Origin of the sequence: Pseudomaricurvus sp. HS19, assembly GCF_009857815.1 — a bacterium.
Lineage (GTDB): Bacteria > Pseudomonadota > Gammaproteobacteria > Pseudomonadales > Cellvibrionaceae > Pseudomaricurvus.
In genome coordinates this window covers 22,659-40,693 of sequence record NZ_WVVW01000001.1, presented here as the reverse complement: position 1 = coordinate 40,693, position 18,035 = coordinate 22,659, and the positions used below count along the sequence as shown (strand labels likewise).

Sequence of the window (18,035 nt, the reverse complement as noted above, 5' to 3'; positions counted from 1 at the left end):
CAGTCAGGTAATCAGAACTTGCCGACGGCGTTGATGAACATACCCTTGCTGTCGTAGCTGAGGTCGGTCAGGTCGTCAGAGAAGTCGGTGGCGTTGTAGCCGACACCCACCTTGAGGTTATCGCCAAAGTGACGGTAGATACCCACCAGCATACCGCTGCGTTGGTCCTGGGCATCCGGCAGGTCGAGCAGGCGTGCTTCCATCAACAGGTCCCAGTGGTGCAGCACGTGCCAGTCGGCGCGCAGGATATAGAGCGAGGCATCACTGCGGAAGAACTCCGGATCCTCACGATCCAGCGACAACTCGCCGCGGCGGTAGGCGTACTTGGCACCCAGGCTCCAGCGTGTGGTCAGGTCGTAGATCACATCGGTGGAGATCACATGGCTCTTCTGCACATACTGCGCCGCCGTGTTGGAGACAGTCACCTGATCGGTGGTTGGCATATTGTAGAAGTAGGTGTACTTCACCAGCGCGTTGAGGCGGTCGTGACTGACCGGGCGATAGGCGTAACCCATGACCGCTTCGGTGTAGTTGCCATCGTAGAACTCACCCAGGGAGCTGGTGCTCTCGGACATGTTGAGCTTGCCGATCAGGCGCCAGTCTTCGCTCATCTGTACCTTGAGGCTGTTCTTGCTGAGCCAGGTCTTACGCTCGGACGTGATGCCGGTGTCAGCGGCTTCGCTGTCATCGACACGATACTCCAGTGCACTTGCCACCGTGGTTTTATCGAAACGGTAACCGACGCGGCCACCCAGTGCGGTGCGCTCGGTCTGCGCCGCGGTCTGCGAGTCCTTGAGCGTGGCGATGTCCAGGTTGGCACCGTAGTTCCAGCGCTCGTTGGGCGCCAGGTCGATACCCGCGGTGTGGGTCAGGCCACTGGGCACATCACCATGGGTGTAGCGCTCTTCCATATAGACACTGGCGGAATCGGAGTAACGGGTACGGAAACCGGATACCAGGTTGCCCTGCTGCGCCCGCAGACCGTTATCGCTGCGCTCGTTTTCCACTACGTAGTTGGTATAGACGCTGGTGCGATCGGACATCAGGTAATCGGTACCGATGCTGCCCAGGGTACCCAGATCACCGCCGGAGATTTCACCCAGCAGCGACAGCTTCTCGGTCACCTGGTAGGTACCACCCACACCGGCGCGATTGTTTTCATCACGGGTGCCACTGGAAGTGACAGTGCCCTGTACAAAACCATAGGTCGTCCAGTCGGTGCCGGGATCGTAACCGGCCTGTACACGCAGGTCAGCGCGCTCACCCTCTTCCTGGGTTACCGCCACCACCGGCGAGTTGTCGGTGCGTTCGTCGTAGCGCACACCACTGCTCAGGGTCCACTGCTCAGACAGCTTGTAGTCCACGTCCACTTCCGTGGCGGTGGTTTCCAGCCCCATGTCCTGCTCGCGCACATCCAGCTTGCCGCGCATGGTGGCAGACTCTGTCAGTGGTACCGCCAGGGTACCACCGTACTGCTGGGTATCGCGGTCGGTCTGCAGGCCCGGGGCCGAGTAACCGGCTTCCAGCTCCTGCATATAAACCGTCATCTGGCCAGTAAGACGTTCGTCCACATCGCTCAGCGCCACGCTGCTGTCGATGCGATAACCGCTGGCGCTGGCGTCCGGATCGGTAATGGAGTTCTCGCCGAAGGTGAAACCACCGTCAGCAGAATTGAGTGTCTCAACACCGGCGCCATCGGTTTGTGCCGCTTCCACCTTGACCCAGGTGCTGGTGCTCTTGCGCCAGGTCAGGTTGGCGCCACCCAGACTGCCCTCTTCCTCGTCGGCTTCGTTGCTGTAAGCGGTGATACCCACACGCCAGTTGTCGTTCACCCAGTAGTGAGCCTCACCACCGAGCGCCATGGTATCCAGCTCGTCAAAGCCAGGGGTGTATTCGTAGCGGGAGACCAGGAACACTTCGCTGCCTTCACCACCGTCGCTGTTGATCAGCATATCGTTGGCGTAGGAGGCAGAGAGCGGCTGGGTCAGGACGATTCGCCCCTGGATATAGTCGATGTCGTAGTCGAGACCATGGACCAGGTTTTTCACGCCCAGCACCAGGCCGGAATCGCGGTCACGCACCTCGACGCGAATATTTTCCGAGCCCTGGGTAATGTCCTGGTGACGCAGGTAGTAGAGGGAACCACCGGTACCACGGAACTCATCACGGCTGGCAATGGTGCCGGGATCGGCAAAGAAACCGTCCACGCCCATGCGTTCCTCGCCAAACTCTGTCAGGTCATCGGACTCATAGTGGCCGTTAATACCATAGAGGGTGCGATCCACCAGCGTCAGGCTGTTGTCGGTGTAATCGCTGTCGAAGTTACCCCAGAGGCCGTAGTTCTTGTCCTTCTCCACTTTCACGTAGAACTTGCCCAGGGTGGGAGCCCCCTCTTCCACCGTACTGTCGTCACCGAAGGTCGGATAGTAGTAGTCCGGGTCCATACGACGGAACAGCCCTTCAGCGGTCTTGTCGGTAAAGTTGGTGAAGAGTTCATCCACCGGGCCTTCGCGGGTGTCGGCGCTGGCGGTCAGCTTCCAGTCGTCACCAAAGTTGCCGCGGGTAAAGAACGCCAGGCGGCCATCGATGCTAAGGTCGTTGTCGTAGTGACCGTCCTCCTGGGTGACCAGCTCTGCCGGACCGTTGGTGTCGTCGGTGGCGATGGTCAGGTCGGCAATACCCACATAGAACCAATCGTTCTTTTTGAACTGCAGATCGCGCTGGAACAACTCACCGTTACCCTGCTCATCCAGCACTGCCACCTCGACGGTGTGCAGCCCCTTCGGCAACAGCTCCTCGGCAACAAAGCCCTGGCCATCGCTCATGGGCACCGGACGGCCTGCAACCCAGATGGTGTGGCCTTCGGGGATACCCTCACCCAAAACCTGAATGGTGCCGCCGTTAAGCGGGATATTCTGCTCGGCCAGGCGGTTTTCACCATAGCCAACCAGCAACTCCCTGTCGCGCTCGGCAGCTTGCAGTTGCTCGCTGTCGATAGCGTTCACTACCCACAGGGACTGTGCCTGGGTCTGGTCAAAACGACCATCGGCATCATAGACACGCAGCAGGTAGTTGAGGTGCTTGCGAGTGCCTTCGATATCCTCGAACTCCGCCAGCCACTCGCCTTCGCCATCCTCGTTCAACTCGATAACCGCCAGCGGCTCGGAACGGTTGGATTCGCCGGCTTCAAACAGGCGCACTTCCGCACGCTCGAACATGCTGCGGTAGTTACTGTAGAGTTTGAAGGTAACCTTGTTCTCCACCACGCTGGTATTGAAGTCGTCGTTGTAACGCACAGTCGCCGGCCAGGCGCTGACGTTCAGGCGCGGCTTGAACTCCAGGTTATCGTGACGGAAATGGATCTTGGCACGATCCAGGGCCACGTCAGTACAGCGCTGGACATCCGCTACGCTCTTGCCGGGATCGTGCAGCGGTTTGCCGTCCACGGTAATGCGCATCAGGTTCAGGGCATAGGGGTTCTGGGTAGTGACTTCACGGGTGATGCGGGTGATGTCCAGGTTTTCCAGGTCATCCAGCAGCGCCAGCTCTTCATACACCACTTCCACTTTTACCCAGGAGCGCTCGGCGTCGACAAAGCCGGCATTAACCACATCATCGGCCTGCACATAGCCCTTGCCGAGGAACTCCGCCTGCTCGTCGTTGAGCGTAATCTCGGTGCGCACCTGCTGCATCACACGGCGGGCACGGGCGGTAGAGAGCCCGATATCATCGCCGTACACTGCGGCAGTACGACGCTCCAGACGCTCGTTGCTGAGGTAACCGGTAAAGCGCAGGCGCACCTTGGCCTTGTCACTGACCTCGCCCATCAGACGTTGCAGTCGCTGGCTGAAGCCCGCTGGCAGTTGCGGCTTGCCATCGTTGAAGTAGATCGGCTGGATATCCCCGGATGGCGGGTTGTAGACCTTGGTCAGGGTCTCGGCACCAGCCTGTTCAGGACACATCTGCGGCTCATCCGGTAACGCCTGCAGTGGATCGTCATACCAGAACTCCACTTCGATACGACGGTTCAGCATGCGGCCTTTTTCGGTCTCATTGGAAGCCACCGGGCGGGTGGAACCGTAGCCGTCACTGTCGATGGCATTGCCTGCCAGCCCCAGGCGCTCCTGCATCGCCAGTGCCACACGACGGGCACGGGCACGGGAGATGGCCAGGTGGTTGCCGTAGATGCTGGCATCGTGACCTGTGAGCAGGGCGTTGTCGGTGTGACCAATAAAGCGCACCACCACGTTGGTTTTACCACGCAGGTTATTGAGGGCCTGAAGCAATTGTTCTTCGAAACGCGGGGTGATATCGAGCGAGGCCGGGTCGTAACGCAGCGGTGCCACCAGGTTCTTCACCTTGGCACGACGGTCATGACCTTCCTGGTAGCGCAGCTTACAGACAGTCTCGACGCGGCACACCTTGATGCGGTTCATCTGTGCCTGGACCAGCACCTCTTTCTCCACATCCTCTTCACTGATCTCGTCGTACCAGACTTCCACTTCCACGCGACGGTTTTCAGCGCGACCGCCGACGGTACGATTGCTCGCTACCGGCTGGCTCTCACCCAGCCCCTCGTAGGAGATGGATTCTGCTGGCAGGCGCAGGGCGTCCTTGAAGAACTCCGCCGCAAAACCGGCACGGGCGCGGGACAGTCCCAGGTTATCCGTGTATTGCGCACGCAGTTCCGGACTCAGGGACTGGTCGTCCGAGTGACCGACAAAGTGCAGGCGCACGTTGGCGCGCTCCTGCATGGAGTTGAGCAGGTCACGCAGCAGCCCCACATACTCCGGCGGGATCTGCGCCCGGCCCGAGGCAAAGCGGATGGGCGGCACCACGTTGCGCAACTTGACGGTGTTGGCTACCTCTTCGGTAACGGTCTGCGTCTCCAGCCGGTCGCTCTGGTCCTCGGTATCCGGCAGCAGCCACTGCTGGCCACCGCGCATATCGTTGAGGTGGCTCTCGGTATTATCGCCGTACACGGCATCACGGTTCAGCGCCGGCTCGGCAAACTGGCTCTGCATCCACTGCACACTGCCGGAGCCCCAGACATTGGAGTCAGAGACCCAATTGCCGCTCTCCGCGTTATTGCCAGAGGCCCCGGTTTGAGCCAGCACTCCGGTTGCTCCCCCAAGGAGCAACCCTATCAGCAACGGGTACTTCACGCTGCGTACAACCCTCTTGCTCTGCGCTTTATTCTGCACGTTATTTAGCCGGCTCATTTGATCACCCCCGATTTGTCAGGTGGTGACCCTCGTCGCCAATATATTTCCGTCTCAACATCCAGCACGTAGCAGCAGTCGATCTCCTGCCACTGGTCGTTGATCAGCTCTTTCAGTACCGCCACACGTTTTTTCACCAGGCGCTCGCTTTCCACATCAGCGAGGTAGGAGACACGCAGCACCGAAGGTGCCTTCTGCAACTCGGCAATCAGCAGTTGCAGACGAGGCAGCCACTGCATGCGGATCTCGGTGGAGTCCGGCTCAAACACACCAGCGGCCACATCGAGACGCACCACGCGATGCATGGTGGCACCGAAGTTAAACTTGGCGGCCTTACCGCGGGTGAGGCGGATCACACGGGGGTTTTCGCTGGTGACGCGGTAACCACTGGGGAGGCTGCGCTCATCCAGTTTGAGAATGAAGTTAGAGCCACGCAGTTCGTCCGGAATCGCCGCGCAGGTCAGGTGGAAACGGCCGTGCTCGTCAGCGGTAATCAACAGGCCACGGGCGCTGACTACACGGGCATTGGGAATGCCTCGCTCACCGGCATCGGGGTAACCGTTGAAGTTAACGTCGTCGAACACCTTGCCGTAGATGTCAGAGCAGTCGAGGGTCGGATCAGGTACGACCCGCACAGCGGCACTGGCGGTATTGGAAAGCGCCTGGCCGGAAATAGTGCTCTCGATGTGAGCGCGGTTGATGTACTCACCCTCAACCACACCGGCGCCCGGAATAAACAGCAGCTCCAGCCGGCTCTCGCCACTGGCACTGAGACTGATGCCGTCCCAACGCAGCTGGCCACCGATCAGCGCAGGCTCTGTCTTGACACCATTGAGGCGTGCAGAACCCTCCACATACTTGAAGCCTGGCGGGAAGGTGTCCACCAGGGTCAGGTCCTGCAGTGCGGACAGGTAGGAGTTGTTGACGATAATGGTGTAAGGCACCAGATCACCGCGGGAGACAGTCACCTTGCCCGCCACCTTGCGCACGGCCACAGCGTTATCCAGCACCGGATCCAGAGGGATGTGGTTGTTGAACAGCTGGTTCTGGCCCGGCACCAGCACGTTATCCAGTGCCAGGTGCAGGTAGTAAGTGGTGCCTGCGGTACCCGAACCGACGGAAGTGGGCGGTGCTGTCGCCAGCGCGACGACTTCACAGATAGCCGGCGTGCTGCTGACCGCATCGTTACCGCTGCCCAGACAGGACGGCACATCAAAGGCGGCACTGGTAGCGTCATTAGCCGGTGCAATCAGCTGTGACACACCACTTTCATAGGTACTGGATGGCGGTGTCACCTCCAACAGGTAAGTGTTGGTGGTTGGACAGGCCGGGTCGCTGAAGTTGATATCGAAGCGATAGAAGCCCTCACCGGCAACCACCTGCCCCTGTTGTACCGAGTCGTCGAAACAACTGCCTGGCAGAGCCTGCAGACTGCCGGCGTCCAGCATGCGCACGATGGCGCCGCTGACTGGCAGACGGCTCACAGCGTCGTAGATCACACCGTTGGGCACCACAGGCAGGTTGAGGTTGGTCAGCACATCGTTGCCGGCCACAACAATAAGGTTAATCGCCTGCAGCTGGTCGTCGAACGGTGAGTCGGCCACACCCAGCTTGGCGGTATTGGCGCCTGCCGCCGGTGCAGTAAAGCGCACACTGTAAGTGGCAGAGCTGGCGTCATTGGGCGGCACAGCCACAAAGGCGTACTGACCACTGCCGTCGGTCTGGGTAGTGGCTACCAGTGTGGTGTTGCGATAGAGAGCGACATCCCAACCGGCCAACAGGGTTTCATTGGCATCGGCTTGCTGGTTGTCATCCATATCACGCCATACGGTACCGCCCAGGGTCGCATTAGTACCCGGGGCTGCACCGATAACCACAGAGGCGCTGGCCTGGTCAGTCTGTGTGCCCACGTTCCAGGAGAGGTCGGTAATGTTGGTGAGTGTGGTACCACTGGTCAGGTTAGTGTCGATCACCGCCTGGAAACGCAACACGGTGGTTTGGCCACTGCCCAGTGCACCATAGGTCGCACCATACTGTCCGGTGATGGTAGTGCCGCTGACGCTGACGCCGGCGGTGTTACCGTCGAGGCGACCAGAACCGGTGACGTAAATCAGGTCACCGACCACCGGCAGGTCCATGTTACTCACCAGCTGCACATCGGTGGCGTCGGTGTTGGCGCTATTGGTAACCGTGACCACAAACTCCAGCGTATCGCCGGGCATGATCACACCGCCGTTAATGTCGAACACTTCCTCGATCACTGTCAGCAGCTGGGCATTGCCCACCACGATATCCGTAGGCTGGTCACCATTGCTGTCGATACCATCGGCATCGGTGGGCTCATCATTTTGCGAGTCACTGCTGACCACACCCTGGTTGCGGATCAGGTCACCCGGAACCGCAGTACCTGCTACGGTCACATCAAAGGTGACGGTAGCGCTGGCACCAGCAGCGATAACACCGGCAGCGGCACCGCCGGACTGAATCGTGATACCCGCCACCAGAGGCGATACCCCACCGTCAGGCTGGCCGACGCCAGTGCCGTTGAGAGTGACAGTGTTGGCCACGTAGTTACTGTTGGCCGGAACGTCGTCCTGCAGCGACACACCAGAGGCATCAACGTTGCCACTGTTGCTCACCACGATGGTGTACTGCAGGCGATCACCGGGATCGGCCTGGCCGTTGCCGTTGATGTCCTGGGTAATGGCCACGGTCTTGAGTGCATCAAGCAACGGCGAATCACCCACCACATCGACAGTTGGGTCATCAGCGGTAGTGGTGGATGGATCGTCTGACGGCGTTTCGGTAATGGTACTGCCGCTGGAACCGGCGCCGTTCACAAAGCCCTGGTTGGAGATCACGGTGCCGTCCAGCACACCCGCATTCACGGTCACATCGAAAGTAATCGTGGCCGTGTAGCTGGCGTTGCCGGTACTGTCTGCCGGTACCAGGCCGGCGGTGGCGTCGGCAGGCGTATTGATCTGCATACCGTCGCGCAGTGGTGATACACCGGCAGATACATCAGCAACCGCTACACCGTTAAGGGTGGTAGTGCCAGCCACATAGGTGGTGTAGGTGGGCACCAGGTCCCGCAAGGTAACGTTGGTGGCGTTCTCGGTACCGGTGTTGCGCACGGTAATGGTGTAGCGCAGGGTATCGCCGGGTTGCAGGTCCGCCGGATCGCCGGTGAGATCCTCGGAGATCTTCTCTACTACCAGGTCGGCCGCCGAATCAATCAGCGTAGAAGTGGTATTGGTCGCCGTCTGCGCCAGGTTGTCGGCACTGAGCAGCGCCGTGTTCAGCACCGTGGTACCGCTGTCGATCACCGCAGCCAGCTGGGCCGTAAACACAACCGTGAGCACATCCTCGCCGGAAGCGTCACCCTGGGGCGCCAGGGTAATACCGGAAAGGCTGACCAGACCGGTACCGTTGGCACCACCGTTCGCCACACTGGCATCGGTGTAGCTGCTGACAGAGACACTGTCGATCACCAGCGTGCCCGGCACAAAGTACGCATCCAGCTCATCAATCAACGACACACCGGTAACCGGAATCAGGCTGTCGTTGGCGATACTGATGGTGTAGCGCAGGGTATCTCCCGGCGAGGCGTTATCACCCGGGTTCTGGCCGGTCGTATCGTTGATCACAGACTTGCCGTAGGTTACCGCCAGCTGTGTGATGATGCTCGAAGAGGCCGTCGTACAATAGTCATTGGGTTCGTTTGGACAGTCGGAACCATTGCGTTCAAACGGGCTGCTGTTGTCTTCGTTCTGACTGGTCCACTCGACATACACATCATTGGTCAGGGTCTGCCCTGGCTGCGCTGATACTTCTACCCGCGTCTGATACTGCAAGGTAACAGCAGTGCCTTCGGCCACATCAATATCGCTGCCATAAGCGAGGCTCCAGAGCAGTGTCTGGGCCACCGATGAGCCATCCCCGTTCACCAATGGTTCATTCACGGAACCCGCACTGATCGAACTGCTGCCGGCAATATAAACCTGTCCCAAACTGAGGCTGTCATTGAACAGCAGGTCAAAGGCGTCGGCGAAGTTATCGCCCGCCGCTCCACCACTGGCGGTAACAGTGACGCTGTACTGCAGAATATCGCCAGGGGCCGGAGCGACCCCGGGGCTACTGTTATTCACCACACTCTTGGCCACCACCAGCTCGGGCTCGATGATGGTCAACAGTCCACTTTGCCCTCCGGTTACTGCACCCGCAGGCATCCCGTCAAAGGTATAGGAGGCGCTGTTGGTGAAGCTGTTACCAGCATTGGCATCGGTGTTATTGGCCACACGGGTGGTCAGGGTAATGGTGACCTGTTCACCCGCCGGAATGGAACCCACGCCCAGGATGACATCCTGTCCCGAGGTGTTGTTGGTCAGGGTCACGGTATTACTGCCACTGTCCACCGCGGTGGCACTGACAAACTCCAGTGCGTTGTTCAGGGTGCCGTTAACCCAGACGTTATCCAGCTGGCCATTGACCGCCGAAGCAGGCAGGGTGATTTCGTAAATAACATCATCACCGATGGTGGCTTCCGCCGGAGTGATCAGGCTCTTGGTGAGCGGCGTAACCGTGTACTGGTTGGTCATGTAGAAGCCCACAGGACCCAGGGCCGCGTACTGCTGGCCACTGGTCGCTGGCAGCGACCAGTACTCATCCAGAGTCACGTTGTTGCTCCAGACCTGGTTGAGGCCGAAGTCGGTGTAGAAGCCGATGTTGTAGTCGACGGTGACACACTGGCCCGGATTCACCGGCACATTAAGCAGTACAGACAGGCTGCCATCCCGGCCCGCAGGTGGGGTGTAGACATAATCTGCGCCGGGGAGCACGTTGCCATCCAGTCGCACTACCGGCGCAGTCATGCTGCCCTCATCCAGCTGAGGCGGTAAGTCATCGTTCAGCAACACACTGTAAGCCGGTGCCAGGCCAGTGCTGTTACAGGACTGCAGACGGAACTGCATAACATCGCTGGTGACATCCACATTTAGTGGTGTACCCATGGTGCCGGTGCGACCGAGACGATCGGTTTTGCTGAGGCTGTCCATCAGCGGTTGCCACAACGTGATCGTCGCTTCACTTTCGAGTCGCGTTGGATCAACAACCGGGCTGCCACTGCCATCGGTGTACGCGAGCGTGGCCGTGTTGGTCAGCGTGGTGGTGGGCGTATGGGGAATACCGGCGTTGGGCAATACCCGGGCCCGATACTCGATGGTGAGGGTATCGATCTGTGTGCCATCGTTACTGGCGGTATTGGTGATATCCCCAAAGTCCCAGGTCAGGGTGCCAGTGGCACCCGCGCCGGGCCCGGTTGGTCCGGAATAGCTGAAGTTACCCCCGGCCGACTGGGTGATACCCACCAGCGAATCAAACTCCATACCACTGGGAAGAACATCGGTGACGGTGACATTGTCGGTGCTGCCTTCCGCCAGGTTGATGGCCAGCTGGTAAGTGACGGTGTCGCCCACACGAACCGTGGCATCCACTGCGGTACTGAGGCTATCGACGTAACTGTCGGAGAGCACGCTCTTTGTCAGGCTGTTACTGTCAGCAACCGTAATACTGGCAGTGTCGCCGGCACAGTAATCATTGGGCGCAGTGGTAGTTGGGCACCCTGCCCCCGTCCGCTCAAACGAACTGCTGTTGTCGAGGGAGGTCCAGTCTACCGCCACCGAGTTGACCAGCGTGGCGTTGGTGCTGACCAGAACCTGTGCCTGATAGGTAATCACCAACTGACTTCCGGCCGGCAGGTCCAGTGTGCCGTCACCATTATCGCGGCCCCACACCAGTGGGCCGGCGGGAGCACCGGCAGGTGTTGAGGTAAAGCTGACTGGACTGCTACCTGCACCACTGATAATTGTGGCCGTTGGGGTGAAACCGCTGAAGAAAGCCAGCTCCGGCGGCAATGTATCAACCACATTGATGTCGTAGGCGGTGGAAGTGCCGCTATTGTCTATGCGTACGCTGTACTCAATCAGACTGCCACCCACAACCGGTGTTGAGAGCGGGGTAGCTGTTTTGATAACGCTGATATCGGGTTCAATAACAGTCATCACACCGGTAGTGCTGCTACCACCGTCAATCACACTCACCGGATCGCTATCAATCTGGTTGTAGCTGTAGGAGGCTGTGTTGGTAAAGGTTTGGCCAATGCTATTGCCGGTGGTGTTATCCAGGCGCAGGGTAATACCCACCTGAATCTGCTCACCCGCCGGAATTTCAATACCGGAAGAAGTGTCTTCAATGACCAGAGTGGATCCTGAGCCGGTATTTACCGGAGTCCAGGTCTGGGATCCGGACAGCTTCACGGCACCAACGAAGGTAACATCCACACCCAGACCGCTGAGGTCATCGGTAATGACCACATCGTGCAGCGCTGTCGCTGCCGGATCCTGGGGGATGGTTATGGTGTAGGTAAACTCCTGGCCGATGGTCACTGTAGGATCGGCGGGGTTCTGCTTCAGGGGCGCCCCAGGCGTCAGGGAGTTAAGTGGCAGACGTGCAGTGATACTGGGACCGTACTCCTCCCGCTCGCTGGCGACGGCTCCCGCCGGAATCGCTTCGTCATCAAAGGAGTAATAGAGAGTCGCAGTAACCGCGTTCTCCAGTGTCAGGCCGGGGCCAAGGTTGTTATCTGCGTTGACGGTGTATACCAGACGCAGGGTTTCACCGGCGGGAATGGTGTAGGCATCGGCAGCGCCACTGTCCAGGTTCCAGCTGGCAATACCGGTGCTTGAATCGTAAGACGGTGCCAACAACGGCAGACTGGTGCCGGCATTGACCAGCGTCATACTGGTGGTAGTCACCCCGCCCTGACGCATCCCAACCGGCAATACGTCGTCCACCACGGTGTCGAAGGCTGGTGCCGTACCACTGTTGACGACGTCAACGGTGAAGGTAATGGCCTCACCCGCTTCGATCAGGGTGTCACCATTGGCCGGCGCTGCCGTCTTGGTCACACTCAGGCTGGGCTGCAACAGGGTAATGCTTTCACTGTCTGACTGGCTGCCAGGAACGGTGGCGGTGTCATAGGTCAGTGTGGCGCTGTTATCCAGGGTGATGCTGTTAACCTGCGGGTGCACATCGTTATTCATCACCTGTGCGCGGTAGACAATAACAAATTCGTCATTGGCGGGATTGTTGTCGCCAACGTTGGTGATATCACCCAGGGTCCAGGTCACCGTGCTGTCGCCAGTAGCCGGGTCGCCAGAGGTAACCGGGGTGTTGATCGGCGAGTGACTGAAGGGTGCTGCGGCGGCGTAGGATGGGCCTGAGGTGACACCATTGATGCTCACTACACCGTCGAATTGCAGGCCCTGCTGCAGGACATCTTCCAGCACCAGATTGGTGTGCTGGCCTTCGTCCAGGTGAATACGCAACTCGTACTCCACCATATCACCCACACGCACATTGACATCTCCGCTGCCGAAGGTGTCGCTCAGGCGGGTTTTGGTCAGTGTGGTGTTGTCCAGCGTGGTCAGGGGCGGAGCGGTTGCAGGCCCGTCCACATAATCATTCACTGCGGGCGACTGGGTACCGGTGCGCTCATCGGCACTCACCCCATCAAGACCGGTCCATTGCACTACCGCACTGTTGGTAAGGCTCTGCCCTGCCTGCACAGAATCCAGCACACGAACCTGATAGGTGAGTGTGACGACCGTGCCTTCAGCCACATCGATGTCGGCACTGCCATCGCCAAGACTCCAGGTAAGGGTCTGGGCAGTGGAGACACCATCCCCAATGATGGCAGGGTCGGTGACGCTACCCACATCCACCGCTGACGAACCGGCGACATACTCCAGCCCCAGGCTCAGTGAGTCGTCCACCTGCAGATCGAAGGCATCGGAGAAATTGTCCGCCGCCACGCCACCACTGGCGGTAAAGGTGACGGTGTAGGTGAGGATGTCACCTGCGTTGGGCGCGGTCATCGGTGCGACTGACTTGGCAATCACCAACTCCGGCTCGACGATGGTGACGGTGTCGGCAGCGGTCGCCTGGGTCTGGGTCGGATCGGTCATGCCGGTGTAGGTATAAGCCGCCGTGTTGGCAACCACATGACCGGCGGTGGCAAAGCTGTTATTCGCCACCAGCGTGGTCAGGGTAATGGTGACCTGCTCTCCCGCCGGAATGCTGGCGATGGCCAGGCTCACATTCTGGCCGCTGATGGTTTCGCCCAGCGTCACCGGGTTGGTGCCACTGTCTACGGCAGAGGCACTGACATACTGCAGGGCATCGTCCAGTTGATCGGTCACCACCACACTATCAAGGGCTACGTTGACCGGGGTTGCGGGTACAGTAATCTGGTAGCTGACCACTTCGCCGACGGTCGCTTCGGGACCTGTTGTCTGTGCTTTTGCCAGGGGTTCTACCGTCACCAGGTTGGTCATCCAGACCTGGGCGATATCGGTTGGCGTATAGCTGCGCCCGGTTTCCGAAAGGGGCAGAGACAGGTATTGGGTCAGGGTAGCTTGGTTGCTCCAGGTACTCTGTGTCGTCAGATCCGAATGGAAACCGATATCGTAGGTGATGGTGACACACTCGCCGGCAGGTACGGGCGCGGTGTCCAGCAGCTCAAACTGCATAGTCCCGCCGCGGGGCGCGGGTGTCAGGGTGTAATCAGCAGGATCAAGTGCGGCTTCGCTGCCGGAGGGCCCGATGGCGACAACCGGTGGCGTGGTGGTGAGATCGGTTTCATCCAGTTCGGAGGCCAGCAGATCGGTAAGAATTACGCCATAGGCAGGCGCCCCACCCACGTTACAGGACTGAAGGCGGAAGCTCATCACATCGCTGACGATGTTGACCTGATACGGGTCAGCGTTGGTACCGGTGCCAGTGCGGGAGGCGGCTAGGTCATCCACCTTGGTGATGGCGCTCATCTGTGGCTGCAGCACGTCAATGGTGGCGGTGGCCGTCAAAGCCGGATTGGCAGGATCATACCCGGTGTAGGTAACCGAAGCGCTGTTCTGCAGGGATTGCGGGGTACTGGTATCAATGCCCACGGTTGCCGGGGCGATGACCACACGGGCTACGTAACGGATGGTCAATGGATCGGTGACGCCGTCGTTAACGGGGTTGGTGATATCCGTAAAAGTCCAGGTCAACACATCCGGATCAGCGTTCGTCGCGCCTGCCTGCAAATTAAAGGCCTCGGGCGCATAAACAAACGCTGTGCCACCGGTTTCGATGGTGTAACTGACGTACTCCATACCGGGTGGCAATTGATCGGTGACAACCACGTTGGATGTGGTGCTCTCTTCCAGATTCAGAACCAGGTCGTAGGTAACCGTGTCGCCCACGCGTACCACGGCGTTACCGGTACTGGCCGGAGTTTCAGCGTAGGAGTCGTCAAACACCAGCTTCGCCAACGAGGTATTGTCCTGGGTAGTAACCGATTCACTGACCGGGCCGGAACAATAGTCGTCCGGGTCACTGAAGGTGGGACAGCCGGCGCCGCTGCGCTCTCCCGTAACAACACCGTCCAGTGAGGTCCAGTCAGCATAGACGCTGTTCACCGATGGGGAGGCCGACGCCGTGTTCACTACCACACGGTAAGTTAAAACCAACTCGCCATTTGCCGGTACATCAAGCGATTCATCGCCATTAATGCGCCCCCAGATCAGTGAGCCGTCACCCGGCTCCAGCGGTGACGCCACAAAACCCGCCGGCTGCACCGTGTTGATGGTCAGGGTTGGGGTGAAACTGGTATCCAGTGAGAATTCAGCGGGCAGAAAATCGGTGATGTTGACATCAAAAGCGGTAACCGTATTGCTGCTGTTCTCCCAGGTCACCACATATTCCAGGACGTTGCCAATGACCGCAGGCGCACCTGGCGCAGAGACATTACTGACTGTCTTGATACCGGCCAACAGCGGCTCGACCACTGTCATTGGGTCGGTGGTGTCCGGCGACGTGGTCAGTTGGGTGCCACCGTTGCTCCGGGCATAGGTGTAGTACGCGGTATTGGTAAAGCCCGGTGCCCCTTCGTAGTTCAGGGTCGCGTCATTGCGCACCCGCACGGTCAGGGTAACTGCGGCAGTCTCACCAGCCGGAATATCGAGGGCGTTGGTGGTTTCCACCAATTCCAGATCATTGTCGGCACCTGCGCCCAGATCCACCAACGTATAGTTTGTGGCGCCTACCTGCGCCGAAGCACTGATAAATTCCAGGTTTGCCGGCAGGGTATCGTAAATGCGGACATCGTAGAGTGTTGCGGCTACAGATGCAGACGGAATGGTAATGGTGTAATCGAAAATCTCTCCGACCACCACATTGGTAGTAGCGGGATTCTCTTTCACCAGGTCCGAGGGGACCACAATAGTGACGACGGTTTCGTCTTCATCACCGGTAACGTCAGGCTGTGCAACACCATTTACAAAGGGGTCATCACTCAGATAAGGCCCCGGAACGCTGATACCACTGGCTGTCAAGGTCGCCTGGTTTACAACGGTATCACCGTTCAGCAAACCACTTGCCAGGGTTGCATCAAACTCGACAATCAGGTCGTGCATCACCGGCAATTCCAAGGGCACACCACCCTGACCTTGCACCGTCAGCAAACCACCGCTGAAGGTACACTCAGGCAATACGGTCGGTGCTACTCCCACAATTTCACAACGGGATGCTGTGGTTGGGAGTGTTGCAAACTGCCCGCCGGGAAGCGTGTCAGTGATAACGATACTGGTGATGGTTTCGTCTACGTTAAACAGACGGATGGTATAGTGCAGCTGCTCTCCCGGCACTGCGGTGACTGCAGGATAAGCACCGGTATTGACGTTCTCTACAGTCTTCTCGAAATAGAAACCGGACAGCGCAACAGTAACAACCTCGTTATCTTCATGGTCGGTTGTTCCCGGTGTACCGGTGGTCAGGTTACGGGTGATTTCGATACGGCCGGTAACGCTGCTGTCGGCGTTGTACCAGTTTGTGGCTGCGGCGATATTATCCAGATCGCCAGTGGGCAGCGGCAGCGGATCCGTCAGGATGTCGTAATCCAGCTGCGTGTCAAAAGTGATAACCAAATGTTCATTGGGTTGCAGAGAACCGCCGGCATCGGTCATCTCCAGGCTCAACTGGCAGGTGGTTGCCGGATTACCGGTCGAATCGTTCCAGTTCAGGGTGTAGTCGGTTACCGCTGTCAACGAGCGCACCAGTGAGCCACCCGCATCGCGCACCTCCGCCTGAACCGATCCCGAAGGATCTGCCCCGCAGAAGCCATAACCGGAGCCATCAGAGGTATCTTCCGGCAGTTGATCTACCACGGTTACATTCCAGGCTTCGCCACCACCAACGTTCTGCACGTCCAGCGTATAGGTAATAGTCTCAAGCCCGACAGAAGGTGTGGCAGTGGACTTTGTCATCACCAAATTCGGAGCCACAATCACCATGGGCGGTGCGATGCCTGCTTCACCCGGCAGAGGGTTAAAGAAGGTATCGGGGTTGCCGTCACCGGTAGTATCAATCTGGCGGGAGAACTCCCACTCCGCGGTGTTCACAAAGACTGTACCGGCGACGTTCGCCGGATCATCATCCAATACAACCTCTACCTGCACAAAAAGCTGCTCGTTAGCAGCGGTATTAGGCAACAGGATATCCAGGAACTTGCTTGTACTGTTGTCTGCCAGCACTGCTACCGGATTCCCCAGCGCGTCCTCAACAGTCACATCCAGCAGGGTCATTTCTGCACCTGTGGCAGCAGCCGTCAGGTCATCCCAAACATGGATATTGCCCAGTGGGTTGGGAGAGCCCTGGCTTGGATCGCCCACGGCCTGACAGGATTCAGCCGTGGGGTTCTCTACACAGTACTGGCTGAAGCCCGGCACAAACATGATCGGAATACGCAGGGTATAGGTGAAAGGCACCCCTACCCGCGCCGTCGCTGCCGGAATCTGCTTGTCGATTTTCTCTACAGGAATAAAGAAATCCTGACAGTTGGCACCGACGTTGGCGAACTCGGTACCGTTGACTGCCCACAGGGCGACGAAATCCAGGTTATTACCACAGGACATGTTGCCGGTGGAGTAGACATTATCGAAGATAATCAGCGAGCCTTCCGCCGTATCCGGGTAGCTTATGTTCCACTCAAACGGATTGTCCGGGGTAAAGTTGCGAATCGTACAAGGGGCATCCATTGCCAACTGCCCGAAGTTGGTGAGGTCCGACGGCAGGTTCTCACCATCAATCAGACGCGCACCCGGACGATCGGGATCCACCGGCCAGTCCGCACTACAGGCATCGTATTGGGCAGCTTGGGCGGCGCCAGCCATACCCAGCAACAGGAGGATTACGAAGCCGCGTAGCCAGCCGGAGTGGTTCCGGGGGGCAAGGGGAGCGGAACGTTCAACTTTGGTTTGCTTGAAATTCACAGACATTCTCAATGCAACATCAGACGCGGAAACATTGAGGGTCGGGATTCGATCGGAATCTGCCGGTCATAGCAGCTTGTACCCCCAATTCCTTAAATCAACTGCCCCGCCATTGGCCAGGCAAACAGAAACTTGTGTATCCCTGGCAACGCATTTCGCTTAACGGAAAAGTCGCTGCCGGTTTTTTAACCGGGTTGTGCAGATTGGCCCCTGTGATCAGGACCTGGATTTGTTCTTGATGTGTGAGAAGCCTGCACAGGTCTATCATTGCCGCCCATTTTTTCGCCAGCCCGCTTAAAGCTTCAGCAAACAATTAATGGGGGACTCCGGAGCTTTAATATTATTCTATTTTTAGCGCCATGAATGCTGACTGAGATCTATTTTTCTTGAAGTGTTAAAGAGTTACAGAGACTTTGTGAAGTGGCTCCGCATCTGCGGAGCAAAT

At 58.6% G+C, this 18,035-nt stretch carries 2 protein-coding genes; both read right to left on the bottom strand.

The window, feature by feature from the left end; all coding sequences use genetic code 11:
- Positions 1 to 11: 11 nt before the first annotated feature.
- Complete coding sequence (locus tag GSF27_RS00110; RefSeq protein ID WP_160964499.1) at positions 12 to 5,117, bottom strand: OmpA family protein; 5,106 nt, start codon at positions 5,115 to 5,117, stop codon at positions 12 to 14.
- A 101-nt stretch (positions 5,118 to 5,218) separates the two neighbouring features.
- The gene (locus GSF27_RS00105) at positions 5,219 to 17,590 is read right to left on the bottom strand and encodes an isopeptide-forming domain-containing fimbrial protein (protein ID WP_160964497.1); all 12,372 of its coding nucleotides are present in this window, start codon (positions 17,588 to 17,590) and stop codon (positions 5,219 to 5,221) included.
- Between the last annotated feature and the right edge of the window lie 445 nt (positions 17,591 to 18,035).